The 21,372-nt window shown below is 74.4% G+C and carries 8 protein-coding genes; 1 reads left to right on the top strand and 7 read right to left on the bottom strand.

What is annotated here, in order from left to right; translation table 11 throughout:
• Nucleotides 1-8 precede the first annotated feature (8 nt).
• Genes ACIQGZ_RS17855 through ACIQGZ_RS17830 form a run of 6 tightly spaced genes read right to left on the bottom strand, consistent with a single transcriptional unit; the run spans nucleotide 9 to nucleotide 17,788 of the window.
• Nucleotides 9-842: a thioesterase II family protein gene (locus ACIQGZ_RS17855; RefSeq protein ID WP_402602808.1), complete on the bottom strand. Its 834-nt coding sequence runs from the start codon at nucleotides 840-842 to the stop codon at nucleotides 9-11.
• Entirely contained in the window at nucleotides 839-2,107 is a 1,269-nt protein-coding gene (locus ACIQGZ_RS17850) for a cytochrome P450 (protein WP_402602807.1), read from the bottom strand. Before ACIQGZ_RS17850 ends, ACIQGZ_RS17855 begins: the two co-directional genes overlap by 4 nt.
• Before the next feature lie 9 nt (nucleotides 2,108-2,116).
• Nucleotides 2,117-4,279 (bottom strand): Gfo/Idh/MocA family oxidoreductase, encoded by a 2,163-nt coding sequence (locus tag ACIQGZ_RS17845; protein ID WP_402602805.1) that lies wholly within the window; start codon nucleotides 4,277-4,279, stop codon nucleotides 2,117-2,119.
• The gene (locus ACIQGZ_RS17840; protein ID WP_402602804.1) at nucleotides 4,276-5,505 is read right to left on the bottom strand and encodes a saccharopine dehydrogenase NADP-binding domain-containing protein; all 1,230 of its coding nucleotides are present in this window, start codon (nucleotides 5,503-5,505) and stop codon (nucleotides 4,276-4,278) included. The genes ACIQGZ_RS17845 and ACIQGZ_RS17840 overlap by 4 nt, the downstream gene beginning before the upstream one ends.
• Nucleotides 5,502-11,114, bottom strand: a complete 5,613-nt coding sequence (locus tag ACIQGZ_RS17835) for an amino acid adenylation domain-containing protein (RefSeq protein ID WP_402602802.1) — start codon at nucleotides 11,112-11,114, stop codon at nucleotides 5,502-5,504. Before ACIQGZ_RS17835 ends, ACIQGZ_RS17840 begins: the two co-directional genes overlap by 4 nt.
• The gene (locus tag ACIQGZ_RS17830) at nucleotides 11,111-17,788 is read right to left on the bottom strand and encodes an amino acid adenylation domain-containing protein (protein WP_402602829.1); all 6,678 of its coding nucleotides are present in this window, start codon (nucleotides 17,786-17,788) and stop codon (nucleotides 11,111-11,113) included. Before ACIQGZ_RS17830 ends, ACIQGZ_RS17835 begins: the two co-directional genes overlap by 4 nt.
• A 261-nt stretch (nucleotides 17,789-18,049) precedes the next feature.
• Here ACIQGZ_RS17830 and ACIQGZ_RS17825 point away from each other — a divergent pair, with 261 nt between their 5' ends.
• Nucleotides 18,050-19,714 (top strand): (2,3-dihydroxybenzoyl)adenylate synthase, encoded by a 1,665-nt coding sequence (locus ACIQGZ_RS17825; RefSeq protein WP_402602800.1) that lies wholly within the window; start codon nucleotides 18,050-18,052, stop codon nucleotides 19,712-19,714.
• Nucleotides 19,715-19,784: 70 nt separating this feature from the next.
• On the opposite strand, the gene ACIQGZ_RS17820 is transcribed toward ACIQGZ_RS17825, so the two are convergent.
• Nucleotides 19,785-21,365 (bottom strand): ABC transporter ATP-binding protein, encoded by a 1,581-nt coding sequence (locus ACIQGZ_RS17820; protein ID WP_402602828.1) that lies wholly within the window; start codon nucleotides 21,363-21,365, stop codon nucleotides 19,785-19,787.
• Nucleotides 21,366-21,372 lie beyond the last annotated feature (7 nt).

Here is a 21,372-nt window from a genome sequence, read left to right as displayed (position 1 = left end):
GTGGGGGCTCACGGGGTGCTCGGCCAGGTGCGTGCGCCGCCGGTGGCCAGGGAGGGGTCCAGCCTGCGCAGGACGGCGGCGACGACCTCGCGGCGGCGCGGGGTGAGGTAGAAGTGGTCGCCGGGGAAGGCGCGTACCTCGGTACGGGCGGTGGTGAGGTCCGCCCAGCCGCCGGCCCGGACACGGCAGCGTTCCGGACCGAGTTCCGGGTCGGCGCTGCCCGTCAGCACGTGGATCGGGCAGGACAGCGGCGGTCGGCCTTCCGGCCGGTGGGTTTCGATGATCCGGTAGTCGTGGCGCACGGCGGTGAGGATCAGGGAGCGCAGCCCGGGGTCGTCGAGGATCTCCCGGCTGGTGCCGCCGAGCCGGTCCAGTTCCGCGCACAGGACAGCGTCGTCCTGGCGGTGCAGCTGCCCGGTCACCGCGGTTGCGGGCGCGGCCCGGCCCGACGCGAAGAGCCGGCGCGGACCCGGGCCTCCACGGCGTCCCAGCTCGTGGGCCAGTTCCCAGGCCACGGCGGAGCCCATGCTGTGCCCGAACAGGGCGTACGGCCGGTCGAGCAGGGGTTGGACGGCGTCGGCGACCGCGCTCACCAGCTCGCCCATGTCGGTGCTGTCCGGATCGCCCAGGCGGTCCTCGCGGGCCGGGTACTGGATGGCGAGGAGTTCGACCTCGGGGGGCATCAGGGCCGCCCACGGCCGGTAGAAGCCCGCGCTGCCGCCCGCGTGTGGCAGGCAGACCAGCGTGAGCCGGGAGGCGGGCCCCTCGTTCCACCTCCTGGTCCAGGGGTTGTCCGCGCGCGCCGGGCGGGCCGGGGCGTTCGGCGGGAGGAGGGGGGTCACCAGGTCACCATCAGCTCTTCGAGGCCGAAGGTGGCCGAGTCGTGCTTGAACGCGACCTGGTCGCGGTCCCCCGCGAGGCGGAGCGTGGGGACGCGGCGGATGAGTGTCTCCAGGGCGACCTCCAGTTCCAGGCGCGCCAGTTGCTGCCCGATGCACTGGTGCACTCCGTAGCCGAACGCGACGTGGTGGTTGTCGGTGCGGTGGAAGTCGACGCGTTCGGGGTCGTCGAACCGCTCGGGGTCGTGGTTGGCGCCGGCGAGGAGGGCGATGACGCCGTCGCCGGCCGGCACGGTCCGGCCGGACAGCTCGATGTCCTCGGCGGCGACGCGCAGCGGTATGGAGTCGGCGACGGACAGGACGCGCAGGAGTTCGTCGACGGCGGAGGGCATCAGGGCGGTGTCGCGGCGCAGTTCCTCCATCAGCTCGGGGCGGTCCAGGAGGAGCAGGGTGCTCAGGGCGATCATGCTGGTGGTGGTCTCCCGGCCGGCGTTGATCGTGATGCCCAGGGTGGACAGCAGCTGGTCCGTCGTCACGTTGCCGGTGGCCAGGTGGTCGGTGACGAGCTTGGAGATCAGGTCGTCGCGGGGGTCGGCCCGCCGCTCGGCGACCAGTTCGGCGAGCAGGGCGAACAGGCCGCCGAGGGCTTCGGAGACCTGCTCGGCGGTGCTGCGGCGTGAACCGGAGACCCGGGTGACGTCCCGGAAGAACTCCAGGTTCTTCCGGGGGACGCCGAGCAGTTCGCAGATCACCGAGGTGGAGACGGCGTTGGCGTAGGCGGAGACGAAGTCCACCGGGCCGCCGGCGGCCAGCATGCCGTCCAGGATCTCGTCGACGCGTTCCTGCACGGCGGGGCGCATCGCCCGGACCCGGCGCACGGTGAACACCGGCAGGAGCATCCGCCGGTACTTGGTGTGCTCGGGGGCGTCGGTGCGGATGAAGGGCCGGAACCGTGCCCCGGCCTCCTGTTCGCCCTCGCCGAGCGCGGGGAAATTGGGGCGGCGGATGTCGGCGCTGACGCGCGGGTCGGAGAGCAGTTCGCGGACGTCGTCGTAGCGGGTCACCGCCCAGGCTTCCCGCCTGGTCGGCAGGGTGACGCGGGCGACCGGGTCGTCGGCGCGCATCACGCCGTACTGCGCGGGCGCGGCGAAGGGGCAGCCGCGCCGGATCGGAAAGTCCCGGGGCGGGGCGACGGGGTCCGCAGCGGCGTCGGGCCCGGCGGGAGCGGCGGGAGCGGCGGTGGGCGGCGGGGGCACGGGGGTGGTCATGAATGGTCCTCAGCTGTCGGTGGAGGAGGGGGGAAGGGGGGTGGCGTCGCGCGGGGCGACCGGGACGACCGGGACGACCGGGACGACCGGAGAGTCCGGGAAGTCCGGGACGACCGAGGCGGTCCGCGCGTTCGGCCGGGCCGGCGGGGCCGGGGCCCGGGTGAGCACGGCCAGCGGGGGTGCTCCGGGGCGGGTGGGCAGGGTGCGTGCGGTCAGGCCGGACTCCGCCACCACGTCCTGCAGTCCGAAGGGCGCCCAGCGGTAGGAGTCGCGCACCTCGCGCTCCGCCCGTGTGGCGCCGTCCCGGTAGACGCGCCAGGTGGAGCGCAGGCGCATCACGCCGTCCTGCGTCTCGTCCGGTGCGCCGCCGAACGACCACTCGTAGCGGTGCCGTCCGGCGGTGGCCGTGGCGAGCCTGGTCTCGGGGAGGGTCAACGGCTCCTCGAACTGCATGAGTTCGACGACCACGAGCCCGCCGGGGGCCAGCCGTCGGCGCAGCTCCCGCCACAGCCGGGCTCGCTCCTCCGCGTCGAGGTGGCCCAGGACCCCGCAGAGCAGGACGACGCTGACCTGGTCGGGGAGGTCCAGGTCGGGAGCGGCGTCCGCGGTGACGGTGACCCGGGAGCGCAGATCCGGATCGCTGAAGACCCGGCTGGTCAGCACGGCGCGCATGCCGACCGCCGGTTCGCAGGCGAGGATCTCCGCGTCCGGCCTGGCTCGGGCGACGGCCTCGGTCACCAGGCCGGTGCCGGCACCGATGTCGACCACCGGCCCGGTGCTCAGGTCGGCGTCGGCGAGGAGCGCGGCGATCGCGGGCCCGCTCGCGGTCGCGGTGTGCCCGGCGGCGACGAGGTCGAAGAACTCCGCCGACGGGGTGTAGGGCGAGGGGTCCACGGGGTCCGGCGGGCCCTGGCCGGGCGCGGTGCCGGCGCGGCCGCGCGTGGCCGGCCCGGGGACGGTGGCCGGCCGGCCCCGCACCGGACCGGGGCCGCTGCCGGGGCGCGCCTGCGAACGGGGGCGGCCGTCCCCGGAAAGCGCGCCGGGCGGAGTCCGGTCGGCGCGGGGGCGGTGCGTGTCCGCGCGGGTCCGCTCCCAGTCGGGGAAGACATCGCTGACCGCCAGCGGCCGCGGGGCGGCCGGCCGGACGATCTCGGGCGGTCCGAGGCGGGCCGCGAGGTCGGTCCAGATGCGGCACACGGCCAGCTCGTACTGGCCGGAGCGCAGGGCGTCGCCGCCTTGCCCGACGGCCTCGCGGAGACCGTCGAGGGCGCTGCCGATGGCCTCCGGCCACAGGTCGGAGAAGACCGTACGGAAGGTTCCCGTGTCTCCGACCACGGCCGTGGTGCCGAGCCCCAGGCGTCCGGTGCCCGGACCGTCGAGGACGAAGCGCCGGTCGGTGTCGCGTCCGATGTGCAGACGGGGACTCCACAGGACCGGCCCGTGGGTGTCGGCGAGGGTGAGGACTCCGCCTTCCGTGCCCAGAGAGATCCGGTGCCAGTGGAGTGCGTGGTTGTCCCGGTCGGACGGGTCGAGCTGGTGGTGCACCCGTAGGGTGAGGGGCACGCCGGCGAACACACCGTGCAGGGAGCGGAACGGCTGCGGCCCGATCTCGGCGGGCAGCGGTGCCGGGTCCGCGAATCGCCAGGGCCGCAGGGTGCCCATGGCCCGGCCGAGGATGTCCACCAGGGGGTGCATCAGGTGGACCGGGGTGGCGGCGTCCACGAAGAGCGGTCGCTGCTGTGCGACCAGTCGGCGGGCCGCGTCGATGAAGGCGCGGACCGGAGCGACGTGCGGGTAGTGGGTGTTGAGGCGGTACCGCACGCCCCGGCGGCGGGCGTGCCGGAGGTTGTCCGTCAACTCGGCGAGGTGGACGGGGTGTTCCTGGAGTACGTGGATGCCCCGGTCCATGAGCGCCTTGGCCAGCTCCGTCCCCCGGCCGCCCGATATGGAGGAGCTCACCGCCACACACGCGGCGTCGATGTCGGCCGGGAGGTCGTCGACGTCCGTGAAGAAGGGGACGCCCAGACTCCGCGCGTACGCCCGGGAGGCGGCCGATCCCCGGCTCAGGACGCCGGCCAGGGCGTATCCGGGGCGTCGGGCCGCCGCCTCGGCGTAGAAGCGGCCGAAGTTGGTGCCGCAGACCAGCACGCGCAAAGGTGTCGAAGCGCTCACAGCGTGCCCTCCTCCATCCGCTCGGCCCGCTCGGCCCCGGCCGCCGCTCCGGTGAGCCGCAGGTCAGCGACGCCCTGGGACCGCAGGTGCCGCAGCACGGTGCCGGGGTCCAGGACGTCGCGGGCGAAGTGCACGCCCGCCGGGACCGCGCCCCGCAGCACCGCGTCCACCGACAGCGCGCCCACCGCCGCGGTGAGCCGGTAGCTGCTGGCCGCGCGCAGCGTCAGCCCCGCCGTCGCCGGCCGTGCCGATGCCGTGCCCGACAGCGTGAAGTCCATGACGTAGTAGGGCCTGCGTCCGGCCAGGTCGAGGTCGGCGGCGCGGACCAGCCGGTCCGCGAGCTCCTCCGGGTCCTCCCCGGCGGCCAGGCGGCCCGGCAGGAGACCGAGCAGCGCGCGTACCGCGGGCCCGGGGTGGACGTTGTACCAGTCGAGCCGCTCCAGGCCCAGGGCGGCGGCGAGGCGTTCGCTCTCCCCGCTGAGGTAGGGCTGCAGGGCCACCCGGCCCGCAAAGGCCGCGTGTTCGGCGTCCTCGGCGGTGCGCAGGGCGCGCGGGACGCGGCGGCCGCCGCGGACGGCCGCCAGTGCTTCGCCGTAGGCCGCGCCGTCCGCGCCTCCGGAGGTGAGGGAGAGCATGAGGTCGCGCGCCACCGTCGGCGAGCAGGTCTCCAGGCCGCCGCAGTAGGCGGTCAGCGCGGAGGCGCTGTCCAGGCCCTGCCCGGCAAGCCAGCGGGGCAGCAGGCTCGACAGTCCGGGCAGGGCTCCCGCCGACAGGACGACCGTGCGGCCGTCGCGGGCCGGACCGCCGTCCTTGAGGAGGTCCTCGGCAGCCGGGTCGTCCCCTGCCACGTCGACGCAGTGCGCTCCGGCGGCGAGGGCCGCCGAGGCCACCGTGGCGCGGAGCCGGTAGGTGGGGCCGGCGCAGTTGAGGACGATGGCGCAGCCTTCGGTGAAGGCGTCCAGGCCGTCCGGGGCGGTGGCGTCCGCCCACACGGTCTCGTCTTGGCCGGCGGGGTCCTCGCGGGCGACCGCGCGCAGGGCCGACGCGGTCCGGCCGCCGAGGCGCAGCCCGGTGCGGCCGAGGGCGCGCAATTCGCGTACGGCGGCGCGGCCGACCGCCCCGGAGGCGCCCAGGACGGCGATGAGGGGCTGCTCCCCCGCCGTCGTGTCCGCCCCCGCCGTCGTGTCCGCCCCTGCCGTGTTCGGGGGCATCGGGTGGCCGGTCATCGGGTGATCGCCCCCTGGGTCAGCTCACCGAGTGTCTTGAGGATGCCGGGCGCGTGCTCGACGGACAGGCAGCTGTAGTGGTCGCCGCCGATGTCGACGATGTCCAGGTCGCCCAGGGTGAGTTCCTCCCAGTAGGTGGTGACGGCGTCCTTGCTTCCGGGGAAGGGGTAGGCGCCGTCGTGCCGCAGGAAGGTGATGTCGCCCGCGTAGGGTTCCGCGTCGTACCGGGTGATGGCGAACACGCTCTGGCGGAAGGCGAGGAAGAGCCGCGTCATGTGGTCGGGCGCGTAGGTGCCGGCCGACGCGGGCACCGCCTCGCACATCCGCGCGATACGGGTGGCGCGGGGGACGCGGGCCAGCGCCTGGAAGCGGCTCGCGACATCACCGAACTCCTCGGGCAGCGCGGCGAGCCCGCCGTCCGGCAGGACGCCGGGGCTGGCGGCCAGGACGGCGTCGGCCGCCGCGGCCACCCGGTACTGGTCGTCCGGGAAGCCGAGGGACGCCGGGTCGATGCCCATCATGACGGCGAAGGAGTACTCGGCGAGCAGTTCGTCGTCCAGCCGGAAGCGGGGGCTGTGGCTGCTGATGACGGTGAGGCTCTCCACCTCGGCCCCGGACTCGGCGAGGTTGCGGGCGACCTCGGTGGCGATCAGGCCGCCCAGGCAGTAGCCCACGACGTGGAAGCGGCTCCTCCCGTCCGCCGTCAGGGCTCGGGCGTAGTCGGCCGCCATCTGCTCGATGAGTCCTTCCGCAGGGGCGGCGAGGAATCCGTCCAGGTCCGCAACCTCCACGCCGACGACCTCGGCGCGGCCCGGCGAGCGGCGCCTGATCTCGGTGACCAGGGCCCGGTAGGGCATGATCGTCGCGGTGCCGGCGTGGACCAGTACGGTCGTCGGCTCCCGGTCGGTACGGGTGCCGTGCAGGTGGACCACCGCCTCCGTGCGCACGGCGCCGGAGGCGGCCGCGTCCCGCGGGCCGGACAGGCCGCGCAGGAACCCGGCGAGACCGGCGACCGTCGGGCGGCGCAGCATGTGGCGCAGCACCACCTCCCACTCCAGGTCGGCGGCCCGCGGTACGCGTTCACGCAGCCGGCCGACCATCCGGGCCACCAGGAGCGAGTCCCCACCGAGGTCGAAGAAGTCGTCGTTGCGGGTGACGCGTTCGACCGCGAGGAGTTCCGCCCACAGGTCGGCCAGGCTGTTCTCCAGCTCGTCCTTCGGCCGCTCGTCCACGACGGGCGGTGTGCTCTCCCGGGGCAGCCAGGACCGCAGGCGCGCGCGGTCGGTCTTGCCGTTGGCCGTGCGGGGCAGGGTGTCGACGACCTGCCAGAGCGAGGGGAGCATGTACTCCGGGAGCCGGGTGGCCGCCGTACGGGCCAGCTCCCCGACCGGGACATGGTGCCGGTCGTCCTTCATGGTGGCGATGAACACCTCCTGGCCGGTGAGCGCCAGGGGGTCCTGGGCGTCGGGCAGCGAGGTGACCTCGGTGGCGGCATGCCCGTCGAGGAGGTCGCGCCACTGCGCGTGGGTGAGGAAGGACTGGCCGGTGTGCTCGCGCACGTCGGTCCACGCCCGGCCGGCGACCTCCAGGAACTCCATGGAGACCAGCAGCGGGAGGTTCTCGTCGCGGGTGTTCTCCACGAACACGAGCTGTCCGCCCGGTACGAGCAGTTCCCGCAGCCGCCCCACCGCCGCGTCGGCGTCGGCGGCGGCGTGCAGGGTGTTGGCGCAGACCACGACGTCGAAGGTGTTGGGCGGCAGCTGCTGGGAGCGGGGCTCCTCGTCGACGTCGAAGCGCTGGTAGCGGACCCAGGCGTGGTCGGCGAAGCGTTCGCGGGCCTCGTTGAGGAAGAACGCCGAGGCGTCGGTGAACAGGTAGTCGACCCCGTACTCGGCGAGGACGGGCACCAGTTCGGCGGTGGTGCCGCCGACGCCGCCGCCGACCTCCAGCACGCGCAGCCGCTCCTCGCCGGTGTGGCTCGCGGCGATCTCGCGCACCGCGGCGACCACGGCGCGGTTGAGGTGCCGGATGGCGAGGTTGTCGCGGTAGGCGGCGTCCGCGGCGTCCGTCGCGGCGCCGGGGAACAGCAGCTCCCGGATGCCCACCTCCCCGGAGAGCAGTTCGGGCAGCCGCTCCGCGCAGGTGCGCATGACGGTGAGCAGTTCGGTACTCCAGCCGATCTCGTGCTCCAGCTCAGCGGCCCTGCGCCAGCCGCCTTCCACCTCAGGCCCAGGAACGGGGACGAGCCCGGTGTAGGTGTCGTCCGCGTCCTGGTGGGTGAGCCGGTGCCGCGCGGCCAGCGCGCGCAGCCAGCGCCGCACGATGTGCCGGTGGCGGGGGGTGGCGCGCAGGGCCGTGCCCACCTCCTGCGCCGTGCGTGCCGCGTTCTGGGCGAACACCCCGCAGGCCGCGAGGACGCGGGTCATCTCGGCGAGCGCCACCTCGTCGAGGGCGGCCAGGAAGTCCTTGAGCCGTGCGGCGTCGACGGCCGCGGCGGCTTCGCGTACGGCGTCGGCGGCCGCGGCGCGCGCCCGTTGCCTGGTCGCCGCAGCGGGCTCGCCGTCCTTGCGCGCCGTTCCTGCGTCCGGGCGCGCGGCCTCGCGGTCCTTGTGTGCCGTCTCCACGAACGCGGCCAGGCGCCGTCCGCCCGCCGCCGAGTCGTCGACGACGACGGCGCCCGCCGCCACCGCCGGGTGGGCCTGTACGGCGGCCTCCACCTCGGCGAGTTCGACGCGGTAGCCGCGGATCTTGATCTGGGCGTCCTCCCGGCCCAGGAACTCGATGGTCCCGTCGGGGAGGTAGCGCCCGAGGTCGCCCGTGCGGTAGAGCCGCCGGCCGGTGGCGGGGTCGGTGAGGAACCGCTGGGCCGTGCGGTCCTCGTCGCCGAAGTAGCCCAGGGCGACGCCCGCGCCGCCGATGTACAGCTCGCCGGGAACCCAGTCGGGCCGTGGCCGCAGCTGCCGGTCGAGCACGGCGAACGTCTGGTTGGTCAGGGGCTTGCCGTACGGGATGCTCGGGCGAGCGGTGTCCACCTGGCCGACCGGGTGGGCGATGGACCAGATGGCGCCTTCGGTGGCTCCGCCGAGCGAGATGACCTCCAGCCCCGGCAGGAGTGCGCGGGCCTGGTCGGGCAGGGCGACCGGTATCCAGTCGCCGGAGATCAGCGCGAGCCGCAGCGAGCCGTCCTCGGTGGGCTCGGAGCGGAGCCAGTCGCAGAGCATGTGGAGCTGGCCGGGCACGGAGTTCCACACCGTGACGCCGAAGTCGCGGACGAGTTCGGCCCAGTGGGAGGGGTCTCCGCGCCGGTCGGCCTGGGGCAGGACCAGGGTGGCGCCCACGGCGAGCGGCCCGAACAGGTCGTAGACGGACAGGTCGAAGCCGAGTCCCGCGATGCCGAGGACGCGGTCGCGCTCGGTGACGGCGAAGCGGCGGTTGACGTCCTCGACGGTGTTGAGGGCGGCACGGTGGCTGATCATCACGCCCTTGGGCGTGCCGGTGGAGCCCGAGGTGTAGATGATGTAGGCGAGGTCGTCCGGGTTCCGGCGGGCCGTGGCACCCGTACCGTCCGCGGTGGTCTCCTCGACGAGGTCCACGGCGACAAGGTCCACGGCGACGAGGTCCACGGCGAAGAGGTCCACGGCGACGGCGGACACCCTCGCCGGGAGGTCTTCGAGTTCGGCGAGCCAGGACTGGGTGAGGACCGTGCGGACGCCCGCGTCCGCGATGATCGCGTCCCGGCGGGCCGGCGGCTGGGCCGTGTCGACGGGCAGGTACGCGCCGCCCGCCATGAGGGTGCCGAGGACGGCGACGACCTGCTCCCAGCCCTTGTCCATCCAGATGGCCACCGGCTCGCCGGGGCGCAGTCCGGACGCCGTGAGCGTCTCGGCCAGTGCGCCGGCGCGGGCGAGGAGCTGCCGGTAGGAGAGGGCCAGTTCGGGTGTGCGGACCGCGATCGCGTCCGGGGTGGCCTGTGCCTGGGCCAGTACGGGTTCGTGGAGCAGGGCGTCCGGCAGGGGTCCCCCGGTCGCGTTGACCCTGCTCCGGCGCGCTGCCTGCGCTTCGGGCAGGGGGATGCCGGCCGGTGCGTCCCAGGCGGCCTCGCCGGCCTCGCCCTCGGCCGACAGCGACCGCACGAGTGCCGTGTAGGCCTCGAACATGGCGTCGGCGGCGCCGGCGCTGAGCGCGCCCTCGCGGATGTCCCAGGACAGGCTCAGTGTGTCGCCGCGGTGCATGACCTGGCAGTCGAGCCACACCTGCGGCGTCCGGGTCACGGCGTACGTCACCTCGGGGGGCACGCCCGCGGAGGTGGCACCGTTGCCGAGGGCGCTGGTGAAGACGACCGGCATCAGCACCGGGGCGCCGGCCCGGCGGGAGAGCTCGGCGAGCACCTGCGAGCCGGTGAACAGCGGGTGTGCCAGGTCTTCGAGGAGCTGCTGCCCCAGCGCCCTGGTCCGCTCGGCGAAGGCGGCCGGGGCGTCCAGGTCGACGGCGAGCAGTTCGAGCGAGGTGAAGTCACCGATGAGGCGGCCGATGTCCTCGTGGAGGTCGGGCCGGTCGACCGTGGGCACGTTGAGTGTGAACCGGCTGGTCCGCGACCAGGCGCCCACCGTCTCGGCGTACGCGGCGAGCAGGGCCGTCGAGACGGTCAGCCCGCGCCGCGCGGCCCGCTCGACGAGGCGGTCCCGGTCGGCCGCGGGCAGCAGGACCTCCCGTCGCCGGAACGCCACCGCACCGCCGGGAACCGGAGGGCCGCCCACCTCCCCCGGGTTGCTCACGGCGGCCTCCCAGGCTTCGGCGAGAGGCAGTTCGGGGGCGGGTGGCAGGGCGTCGAGCCGTTCGGTCCAGTAGGCGCGGTCGCGGGCGTGGCCGTCGGTGTCGGCATCGGCGCGGCGGGCCAGCACATAGTCGCGGAAGGTGAGCCGCGGCGCCTGGGAGAGGGCGGCACCGCCGTAGCGCTGCTGGAACTCGGCGAGCAGGATGCGCAGGCTGGCGTGGTCGACGACGAGCATGTCGAAAGCGAGGTGGAGCACGGCCCGCTCGGCGGTCCGGGTCACGTGCACGTCGAAGAGCGGCCACTGGTCGGTGGGCGCCTCGCGTGCGGACAGCCGCGCTCGGGTGCGCTCGACCTCCGCCTCGGCGGTGCTGGCCGGCAGCGCGGTCAGGTCGTCGGCCCCGACGCGGAGGGCGGGCACGTCGGGCAGGACCTGCTGATAGCCGTCGTGCTGGATGACGGCGCGGAGCATGTCGTGCCGCTGGACCAGCTCCCGCCACACGGCGGTGACGCGGTCCACGTCCAGGTCGGGGTATTCCAGTTCGACGTAGGCGTGGCAGCCGACGCCCCCGTAGGCGTAGGCGTCGGTGCGGCCGATGAGGTAGGCGGCCTGGATGTCGGTCAGCGGGAAGGGTTCGTGGCGGTTGTCCGGGTCACCGTGCAGCGTCCGCTCGCCGGCCGCCAGATGGCGGAGGATGGCTTCCTTGTGGGTGCGCAGTTCGGCTCGGTGGGTGTCGGTGAGGCGGCCCTGGGGCGCCCGGAAACGCAGGTGTCCGTCCTGGGCCCACAGCACCACGCCCTCGTCGGCGTAGCGGGCCAGCAGTTCAGCGATGTTCACAGCTCTCCGGTCTCGTAGGCGGTCTCGTGGGCCGCGAGCGTTCGGGTGACGTCCGCGGCAAGCGCGGCGATGGTCGGTGCGGCGAAGAAGCGGCGGGCGGGCACGGTGGCCCCCAGGCGGCGCTCGACCGCGGTGAGCAGGCGCAGCGCGGTGAGGCTGTCGCCACCGACGGTGAAGAAGTTGGCGTTGCGGTCCGGCAGCCAGCGCGGCAGGTACTCGTGCCAGAGCGCGGCGAGGGCCGTCTCGGTCCCGTCCCGTGGCGGTTCGGCACCCTGGGGCGCCGTCTCCGGCCCCGCCAGGCCGGCCAGGGCTCCCCGGTCGACCTTGCCGTTCGCGGTGAGGGGCAGGGCGGGCAGGAGCAGGATGCGGGAGGGGACGGCGTGGAGCGGCACCCGCTCCGCGAGCAGGCCGAAGAGGTCCTCGGTGAGTGCGGGGTGCCCGCCCGGGGTGGGGTCCTGCGGTACGGCGAAGGCGGCCAGGCGCTTGGCGGTGCGCTCCCCCACGGCGACGACGGCGGCCCGCGCGATGGCCGGGTGTGCCTCCAGCGCGGCCTCGATCTCGCCCGCCTCGATACGGTGGCCGGCGATCTTCAGCTGGCTGTCGAGCCGGCCGAGGAACTCCAGCAGTCCGTCGCCCCGGAACCGGCCCAGGTCTCCCGTTCGGTACCAGCGCCGCCCGCCGTGTTCGACGAACTTCTCGGCGGTGCGGACCGGGTCGGCCAGGTAGCCGAGGGCCAGTCCCTCGCCGCCGATCCACAGTTCTCCGGGCACCCAGTCGGGACAGTCCCGCCCGTCGCGGTCGACCACGCGGTAGTGCTGGCCGGTCAGGGGGCGTCCGTAGGGTATGGACACCCACCGTGGATCCGGCTCGGTGACGGTGAGGGTGTTGGACCAGATGGCGGCTTCCGTGGCTCCGCCCATGGCGACGAAGGCGCAGCGCCGCGCGGTCCGGGCCCGCAGCCGGGCGGGCAGGTCGAGGCCGATCCAGTCGCCCGAGACCAGTGCGGTCCGCAGCTTCCCCAGCCGGCCGGCTTCCCGTCCCCCCTGTTCATCGGCGTCGAGCAGCAGGTCGAGCAGGGCGGGGACGGTGTTCCAGACGGTCACGTCGTACTGCGCCAGCAGACTCGGCCAGCGGGCCGGTTCGCGGCGCTGGTCCTCGGTGGGCAGCAGGAGGGAGCCACCGACGGCGAGCAGGCCGAAGACGTCGTACACGGACAGGTCGAAGTCCAGTGCCGACAGGGCGAAGACGCGGTCGTCACCTGTGATGCCGTGCCGGGCGTTGATGTCCGCGACCGTGTTCCAGGCGGCGGCGTGGGTGATCTCGACTCCCTTGGGCTCACCCGTGGAACCCGATGTGAAGATCACGTACGCGAGCGTCCGGGGGGACGTGCCGCGGAGCGCGGGCAGCGGCTCGCGGCCCTGCGTGTCCGTGAAGGACAGGGGGCGGGGTCCGGTGCCTTCCGGGGCGGGCCAACTCCCCAGGACCGCCTTGAATCCGGCGGTCGCGTGCACCCGCTCCAGCCTCGCCGCGGGCTGTTCGAGGCTCAGGGGAACATAGGCGGCGCCGGCCGCGAGGACGCCGAGGACCGCCGCGATCTGCTCCGGGCCCTTGGGCAGGGTGACCGCGACCAGCTCACCGGGGCGCACGCCCGCGTCGCCGAGCGCGGCGGCGACGCGCAGCGCCTGGCCGGCGAGGGTTGCGTACGTCACCTCCTGCCCTGCCGTCGTGACGAGGGCGGCTCGGTCGGGGGTGGCCGTCGCGTGGGTGAAGAACGCCTCGTGCAGCGGGCGCGGCGTCACCGGTTCCAGGGCGGCCTCCCGTGCGGCGGCGGCCCGCCTCTCGTCCTGGTCGGCGGGCAGCAGCTCGGGGAGCGGTGCTTCCCAGTCGCGGGCGACGACGTGTCGCAGCAGCCGTTCGTAGGCGGCGAACATCGCGTCGAGGACACCTGCGGCGAACAGCTCCTCGACGGCGTCCCAGGTGACGACCAGGTTGCCGGACTCCTCGGTGACCTGGTTGTCCAGGCAGACCTGCGGGGACTGGGAGATGCCCCAGACCTTCGCGGGGAAGCCGGTGCCCGGGGCCGCCAGCGTCGCGTCACCGACGCCGATGGCGCTGGTGAACACCACGGGTGCGGCGGCGTCCACCGTGCCCGTGCGACGGCCGAACTCCCGCAGCAGCCAGTCGATCGGCACATCGGCCTGGTCGAGGTCCTCCGCCTGACGGCGTTGCAGCGCGAGGGCTGCCGCCAGCCAGGACGCCCCTTCGCGCCGGTGCCCCGCGAGGGACAGCGAGGTGAAGTCACCCAGTACACGGTGGATGTGGGGGTGGGCGTCCCGCCGGTTGAAGAGGGTGAGCGTGACGGTCACGGCGTCGGTTCCGCTCCAGGCCGCCAGTACCTCCGCGTACAGGGCCAGCAGCACGGTGGAGGGTGTCAGGCCGTGCCGGGCCGCGGCCCGCTTGACGGCTAGCCAGTCCTGCGTGGGCAGGCACAGCCGCCGCCGTGTGAAGGCGGGCGCGTCGAGCGTCGCCGGGTCCCGGTCGAAGGGCAGGGCGGGAGGAGGCGGCAGTTCGGACAGCCGGGCCTGCCAGTGGGCGCGGGCCCGCTCGGCGGACTCCGGGTCCGCCGGGAGCTGGGTCAGGTAGTCGCGGAACGACACCTCCAGGGGCGGCAGTTGGTGGTCCGGGTCGGCGTAGAGCGTGGTGAGTTCGGCGTAGAGCGTGGTGATGGAGAGCGCGTCGAGCACGAGGTAGTCCAGACCGACGCCGATGCGGGTCCGTACCTCATCGTCCGTCGCGCGGGTGCCCGCGTCCTCGCGGTAGCGCACCGCCTCGATGGCGAAGAGCGGCCACCGGGCGGGGTCGCGGACCTGGTGGGACAGGCGGGCGCGCAGGTCGGCCAGGGCCTCGGAGGCGCCACCGGCGGGGGCGTCGTGCACCGGTAGGCGCAACGGCGGTACGTCGGGCAGGACGCGCTGGCGTCCGTCCTCGACGACGGAGCGGAGCATGCCGTGCCGCCCGACGAGCGTGTTCCAGGCGCGCTCCAGCCGGTCCAGGTCGACGTCCGCGCCGTCGAACTCCGTGTAGTGCCAGGTACCGACGCCGCCGAGGGTGAAACGGGGGTCGCGGCCGGTGTGGTAGGCGGCCTGGACGTCCGTCAGCGGGAAGGGCTGGTGGGCGTGGTCCGGGTCTGGCACGAGGACGGGAGCGGTGGGCGGTGCCGGCTCGTCGCCGGCGGTCGTCGCGGGGTGCAGGGTCCGGCAGAAGTGCCGGAGCACGGGGTGGGCGAAGAGGTCGGCCACGCGGGCGCCGGGGAATCCGGCGGCGCGCAGCCAGCTGATCATGCGCGTCGCGACGAGCGAGTCGCCGCCCAGCAGGAAGAAGCTGCTCTCGCGCCCCACGGGGGCGGCGTCGAGCAGTTCGGCCCACGCGGCCGCCACGGCGGTCTCCACCGGTCCGACGGGTGGAGACGTGCGAGGTCCGTCCTGGCCGGCGGCTTCGGTCAGGGCCTGGCGGACGGCCGCCCGGTCCAGTTTGCCGTTGGCGGTCAGCGGAAGGTCGCGCAGGACGAGGACGCGCTCGGGGACCATGTAGGCGGGGAGTCGTTCCGCCGCCCGGAGGCGGACCCCGTCCGGGTCGGTCGCCCCGCTGCGGTCGGACACGGCCGCGGCGAGGTGGCGCGCCGGTGTGTCGAGGACGGTGGCGACCGCGTGCAGGACGCCGGGGTCGTCCTCCAGCGCGGCCTCCACCTCGCCCAGTTCGATGCGGTGGCCGCCGATCTTCACCTGGTGGTCGGCGCGGCCGAGGAACTCCAGCACACCGTCGGGCCGGTAGCGGGCCAGGTCACCGCTGCGGTACCAGCGTTCGCCGTCGTACTGGACGAAGCGCTCCGCCGTGCGCTCGGCGTCCGCACGGTAGCCGTTCGCCACCCCGGGGCCGCCGATCCACAGCTCGCCGGGGACGAGATCGGGGCAGTCGCGTCCCCGTCCGTCCACGACACGGGCCCGCATGTTGCGCAGGGGAACGCCGTAGGGGACGGACTTCCAGGCCGGGTCGGTCTCCGCCACCTCGAACACCGTGGAGTGGACGGCGGCCTCCGTCATGCCGCCGAGTGCCACAAAACGGCAGCCGGGCACGAGGGAGCGCAGCCTGCGGGGCTGGTCGAGCCCGACCCAGTCCCCGCCCAGCAGCACCATGCGCAGGGAGTCCCCCAGCCCCTCGTCCGCTCCGGCGGCCGTCAGCAGGTCCAGCAGGGCGGGCACGCACTGCACCAGCGTCACCCCGTGCGTACGCACCAGCCGCGCCCAGTGATGGGCGTCCCGGCGGTGCTCCTGCCCTACGGCGACCACCTGTCCGCCGAGGGACAGCGGGGTGAAGATGTCCCAGGTGGCGAGGTCGAAGTCCAGCGCGGAGATCGCGAGGGTACGGTCCGAGGGGCCGAGGCCGAACTGCTCCGCCATCGCCTCGATGGTGTTGACGACCGCCCGGTGCGACACCTCGACGCCCTTGGGCAGCCCCGTCGAGCCGGAGGTGAACAGCACATAGGCTGGCCGGCCGGGGTCCGGCTGGACGACCGGTGCGGGCTGGGCCTGCGACGCGTCCTCCAGGAGCAGTACCGGGGCCGGGGAGACGTTCGCGCAGAGAGGGGCGTGGTCCCGGTCGGTGAGCACGGCGCAGGCGCCGGCCACGGAGTGGATGCGTTCCCGGCGTACGGCGGGCTGTTCCACTCCGACGGGGGCGTAGGCCGCGCCCGCGGCCAGGACGCCGAGGACCGCGGTGATCTGGTCGGCGCCCTTGGGCAGGGTCACCGCGACGGTGTCGCCCTCCCGTATGCCGTGGTCGCGCAGCATCGTGGCGATCCGGCGTGCCGCGTGGGCGAGTTCGCCGTAGCTGAGCGTGTCGCCGGTGGTGCGGACGACCGCGGTGCGGCCCGGCTCGGTCTCGGCGAGTCGGAAGAAGCGGGTGTGCAGGGCACGGTCCGGGACGGGGGCGGGAGGCAGGGCCGCCACCGCACGCCGGGGCAGGACGTCGGGTGCGAGCAGGCCGTCCACCGGCCGGGCCCAGGCGTCGGGGTCCGTCAGGAGGCGGGTGATGAGGCCGCGGTAGGCGTCGAACGCGGCGTCGGGCACACCGGCCTCGAACACGCCGTCCCGTACGTCCCAGTTGAGGAGGAGGCCGCCGTCGAGCTCGGTGACCTGGGCGTCCAGGGAGACCTGCGGGCCCTGGGAGATGATCCAGGAGGGGCGGCCGAAGGACTTCTGGACGTCCTGCTCGAAGATCTCGCCCAGTCCGATGGCGCTGGTGTAGACGACCGGGGCCAGCACCGGGGAGCCCTCGGCGCGGGCGAGGTCGCGCAGCACCTCGACGCCGCCGTACGCGCCGTGGGAGATGCCTTCCTGCAGGCGCTCCTGGAGGCCGCGGGCCTGACGGGAGAACGGCAGGGACGCGCTCAGGTCCGCGTCGAGCAGGACCGAGCTGCTGAAGTCCCCCACCAGGTGGGCGACGTCCGGGGTGAACATCTCCCGGTCGAACAGCGGCAGGTTGAGGAGGAAGCGCCGGCTGTCGCTCCAGGCGGCGATGACCTCGGCGAAGGCGGTGGCGAGGGCGGCGGCGGGGGTGACGCCATGCCGCCGGGCGGCGCTGATCAGTGCCGCCTTGTCGGCGGGGCCGAGCCAGTGGTGCAGGCGTCGGGAGCGGGTCAGCGCGCTGTCGTCCGCGCGGACCGGGGTGAGCGGGTCGACGGTCGTCGGCAGCCGTGGGCCGCGGGGGAGATCCGGCAGGCGCTCCCGCCACCAGACGGCGTGCTGCTCGCGTTCGGTCCTCCGCCGGATGTCGTGCTCCGCGAGGTACCGGCGGTAGTCCAGGTCGAGTTCGCGCGGCGGGTCGTCGGGACAGTCGTAGAAGCGGCGCAGGTCGGACAGGAGGACCCGCAGGCTCAGCGCGTCGCCGGCCATCATGTCCAGGTCGATCTGCAGGCGGGTCCTGCCATCGGGGAGCAGGCACAGGGCCGCGCGGAAGACGTCGCCGGCGGCGATGTCCCAACGGGCGTGGGTGTTGCGCTCGCGCAGCAGCTCCAACTCGGACTCGGCCTCGCCCCGGGTGCGTTCCCGCAGATCGTGCACGGTGAGCGGGGTGCGCGGAGCGCCGAAGTGCTGGCGGCCCTCCTCGTCGAAGACGGCCCGCAGCATGCCGTGCCGCCGCACGAGAGCCCGCAGGGCGGTGTCGAGCCGGACCGGATCGACCTGGTGGCCGTCGAGTTCGACGTAGAAGTGCGCGGCGACGCCGCCGAGGGGCTGCCCGTCCTGGCGTCCGATCCAGTAGGCGTGCTGCATCGTGGCCAGCGGGAACGTGTCCGTCCGCGCCTCGGCCGCCGCCGCGTCGACCGCCACGGCCGGGGCAGGCGGGGCAGGCGGAGCAGGCGGGGCGGGCGGGGCGGCCGGGGCGGGCCACACGGCGGCGGGTGCGCCACCGTGGCGCTCCTGCCCGAGCAGTGCCGTCCACGCCCCCAGGGTCGGGTTGCGCGTGAGGTCCTGGAAGGTGACCGTGCTGCCCTGGCGCCGCCAGGCGCCGACCAGGGACATCAACATCAGGGAGTCGAGGCCGAGTTCGAAGAGGTCCCGGTCGTCGTCCACCTCTTGGGGCGCAACCTCCAGCGCACGTGCGACCGCTTCACGCACCACCGCCGCCGTGTGAAGGTCACGGCTGCCGGTGTCACCTTCCGCTGTCCGTGCCTGGACGACTGCTTCGTCGCTCACTGATGGGGCCTTCCGGTCGGACGGGGTGGGGGTCGGGCCGAGGAGCGCCGCTGGGGTCGCATCTCTCTCGCGCAGACCGAACCTACACTAGATTGAAATGATTATCATTTCTATAGTTCACATCGTCACACCACGGGACCCGGTGCCAGAGCCCGATGCCCGCGCTATGAGAGGCAGAGCCCCATGACCGACACTCAACAGACCTGGTCCGCGGCGGAATCGGCGCGTTACCGGGCCGCCGGGCACTGGCAGGGAGTGACCTTCGGCACCCGCCTGCGCCAGGGAGCGTCCCGCCATGGAGGGCGTGTCGCGCTGGTCGACGGGGACCGGCGGTGGACCTATGCGGATCTGGACGCCGAGGCCGACCGCGTGGCCCGCGGACTGCGCGGGCTGGGGATCGGGCGAGGCGATCGCGTCGTGGTCCAACTGGCCAACTGCGCAGAGTTCATGCTCGTCTGGTTCGGGTTGCAGCGGCTCGGGGCGGTTCCGGTGCACGCCATGCCCGGCCACCGGCGCCGGGAGATCGGCCATCTGGTGCGCGTGGCGGAGGCCGTGGCCTGCGTGGTGCCGGACCGGCACGCCCGGTTCGACCACCGGGAGCTGATGCGCGAGGTGCGGGCGGAGCAGGGGCCCGGCGGCTCGCTGCGGCACGTCGTCGTGGTCGGGGACCCCGGCCCGGACGACGGCTTCGTCCCGTTCGAGTCACTGCGGGTGAACCCGCCCTCCGCGTCCGGCCGCACCGCGACGGACGTCCCGTCCGCGCCCGGCGCCGACGACGGCGGAGCGGACCCGGCGGACATCGCCCTCCTGCTGCTGTCCGGCGGCACCACCGGGCTCCCCAAGCTCATCCCGAGGACGCACGACGACTACGCCTACAACGCGCGCGCCTGCGCCGAGGTCTGCGCGCTCGACACGGGGACCGTCTACCTGGCGGTGCTGCCGATCGGGTTCAACTTCACCTTCGCCTGCCCCGGCGTGCTGGGCACCCTCATGGTCGGAGGGACCGTCGTGGTGGCACCGGACCCCAGCCCGCAGACGGCGTTCGCCCTTGTCGAACGGGAGGGTGTGACCCTGACCTCCCTGACTCCGCCGCTCGTCACCCACTGGACGGACGAGGCCGCCTCCGGTGGGTGGGACCTGGGCAGCCTCGCGGTGGTGCAGGTCGGCGGGGCGCGGCTGCCGGAGGAGCACGCGCGGAGGCTCGGACCGGCGCTCGGGGTGACCGTGCAGCAGGTCTTCGGCATGGCGGAGGGACTGGTCAACCTCACGCGCCTCAACGACCCCGCAGACCTGGTCCGCACCACGCAGGGCAGGCCCGTCTCGCCGGACGACGAGGTCCGCGTGGTGGACACCGACGGCAGGCCCGTGCCGGACGGCACGCCGGGTGAGCTGCTCACTCGGGGCCCGTACACGCTGCGGGGCTACTACCGCGCCGAGGAGTACAACCGCACGGCGTTCACTCCGGACGGCTACTACCGGACCGGTGACGTGGTGCGGCGGCTGCCGACCGGGCACCTCGTGGTGGTGGGGCGGATCAAGGACCAGATCAACCGCGGCGGCGAGAAGATCGCCGCCGTCGAGGTGGAGGAGCAGTTGCTGACGCATCCGGCGATCACGGCGGCGGCGCTGGTCGGTGTGCCGGACGAGCGGCGCGGTGAGCGGACCGTCGCCTTCGTCGTCTGCGCGGGGGCGGCCCCCGGCGTACGGGAGGTCGCCGCCCATCTGAAGGGGCGCGGACTGGCCGGATACAAGGCGCCGGACGAGATCGTCCAGGTTCCCGGCCTTCCGCTCACCGCCGTCGGGAAGGTCGACAAGACGGCGCTGGCCCAAGAGCTGCTCCGGCCGTGAGACATGGCGTGGAGGAGCGCCCCGTGGGCGGGGCGCTCCTCCAGCCGGCCACCAGCCCCGCACCCGCCGCTTACTGCGGCCCGGCGAGGGCGGGACCGCCCTCGTGGGCAAGCAGTTCCCGGGTGACGGGGTGCTCCGGGCGCACCAGCACGCGGTCGGCACGGCCGGCTTCGACCACCCGTCCCGCGTCCAGGACGACGACCTGCTCCGCGCGGCGGGCGGCGGCCGCCAGATCGTGCGTCACCATCACGACCGCCAGGCCCGTCGCCCGTCGCAGCGAGTCCAGCAGGTCCAGCACCCCGCTCGCCGTCTCCGGGTCCAGCGCCGAGGTGATCTCGTCGCAGACCAGGACGCGCGGCTCGGCGGCCAGCGTCCGCGCCAGTGCGACGCGTTGACGCTGGCCGCCCGACAACTCCCCCGGCCGGCGGGTCAGCACCTCCGCACCCAGCCCGACCAGCCCGACCAGCCGCGCGGTCTCGCGGGACACCTCCTGGGCCGACCGGCCGCGCACCCCCCGGAGGGGGCGCCTGAGCGCGTCGCCCACAGACTCCCGTGGGTTGAGAGCGCCGCGGGCGTCCTGCGCGACGAGTTGTACGGGAGCCCCGCGTGCCCGCCGCGCACCCTCGTCCCGCCACTCGACACTGCCCCGTACGGGCGGGTGAAGCCCCGCGAGGCATCGGGCCAGGGTGGTCTTCCCCGACCCCGACGGACCCACGACGGCGGTGCAGGAGCCCGCCGGAACGGTGAGGGAGACATCGTGCAACGCGGAATCCCGCCCATGGGCGGCGTACAGGCTCCGCACGAGCAGCCGGCCGGCGACGGCGGGGTCAGCGGCAGTGGCGCGTGGGGCCTTGGAGCGGGGGCCACCGGTCGGGGGACTCCCGGACGGCAGGGCGGGCGGCCACGCCCCCGGCACCCCGCCCGCGACGATCCGGCCCCCGTCCAGGCGAATCACGTCGTCCGCCACCGACGCGATCCACGCCGGGGCGTGGCTGACCAGCACCGCGGCACGGTCCCCCTCGGACAGGACCTCGGCCAGCAGAGCACGCATCCCGTCCGCCAGGACCGGGTCCAGGCCGCTGGTGGGCTCGTCGAGGACCAGCAAGCCGGGTCGGCCCGCCAACGCGAGGGCGAGGGCCACGCGTTGGGCCTGCCCTCCCGACAACTGCCGGGGCAGCCGGCTGCGGAACGCCCGGTCGTCCGGCAGCCGCACGGACACCAGGAGTTCCCCGACCCGAGCACGGACGTCGTCTCCGCCCTTCACGGACGAGCGCAGGCGCACCGCCTCCGCGATCTGCGTGCCGATCCGCAGCGCGGGGTTGAGCGACGAGGCGGGGTCCTGCCCCAGGAAGGACACCACCCGGCCACGCAGGCGACGGGCGTCCGCGCCGTCGAACGGATCGAGGCCGGCCACCCGGACGGTGCCGCCACGGACCTCCAGACCAGGGCGGACATGCCCGAGGAGGCTGTATGCCAGGCTGCTCTTACCCGATCCCGACCTGCCCACCACCCCCAGCACCCGCCCGCGCGGCACCGAGAGGCAGGCGTCGTGCAGGACGGGCGGCCCTCCGGCCGCCGGGCCGAGCGTCAGCCCGCTGATCTCGGCAAGCGGACCGGCGCCCGGCAGGCGGGCGGTCACCCGGCCGGTCATGCGGCCG

The organism is Streptomyces sp. NPDC092296, assembly GCF_044755465.1.
Taxonomy (GTDB): Bacteria; Actinomycetota; Actinomycetes; order Streptomycetales; family Streptomycetaceae; genus Peterkaempfera.
Note: the sequence above shows the minus strand (reverse complement) of the source record. Positions and strands in the feature narration are given on the sequence as shown.

Coding starts and splice junctions, on each gene's coding strand:
- ACIQGZ_RS17850 (WP_402602807.1), bottom strand. CDS start 2,107: ATGACCACCCCCGTGCCCCCGCCGCCCACCGCCGCTCCCGCCGCTCCC.
- ACIQGZ_RS17840 (WP_402602804.1), bottom strand. CDS start 5,505: ATGACCGGCCACCCGATGCCCCCGAACACGGCAGGGGCGGACACGACG.
- ACIQGZ_RS17825 (WP_402602800.1), top strand. CDS start 18,050: ATGACCGACACTCAACAGACCTGGTCCGCGGCGGAATCGGCGCGTTAC.
- ACIQGZ_RS17820 (WP_402602828.1), bottom strand. CDS start 21,365: ATGACCGGCCGGGTGACCGCCCGCCTGCCGGGCGCCGGTCCGCTTGCC.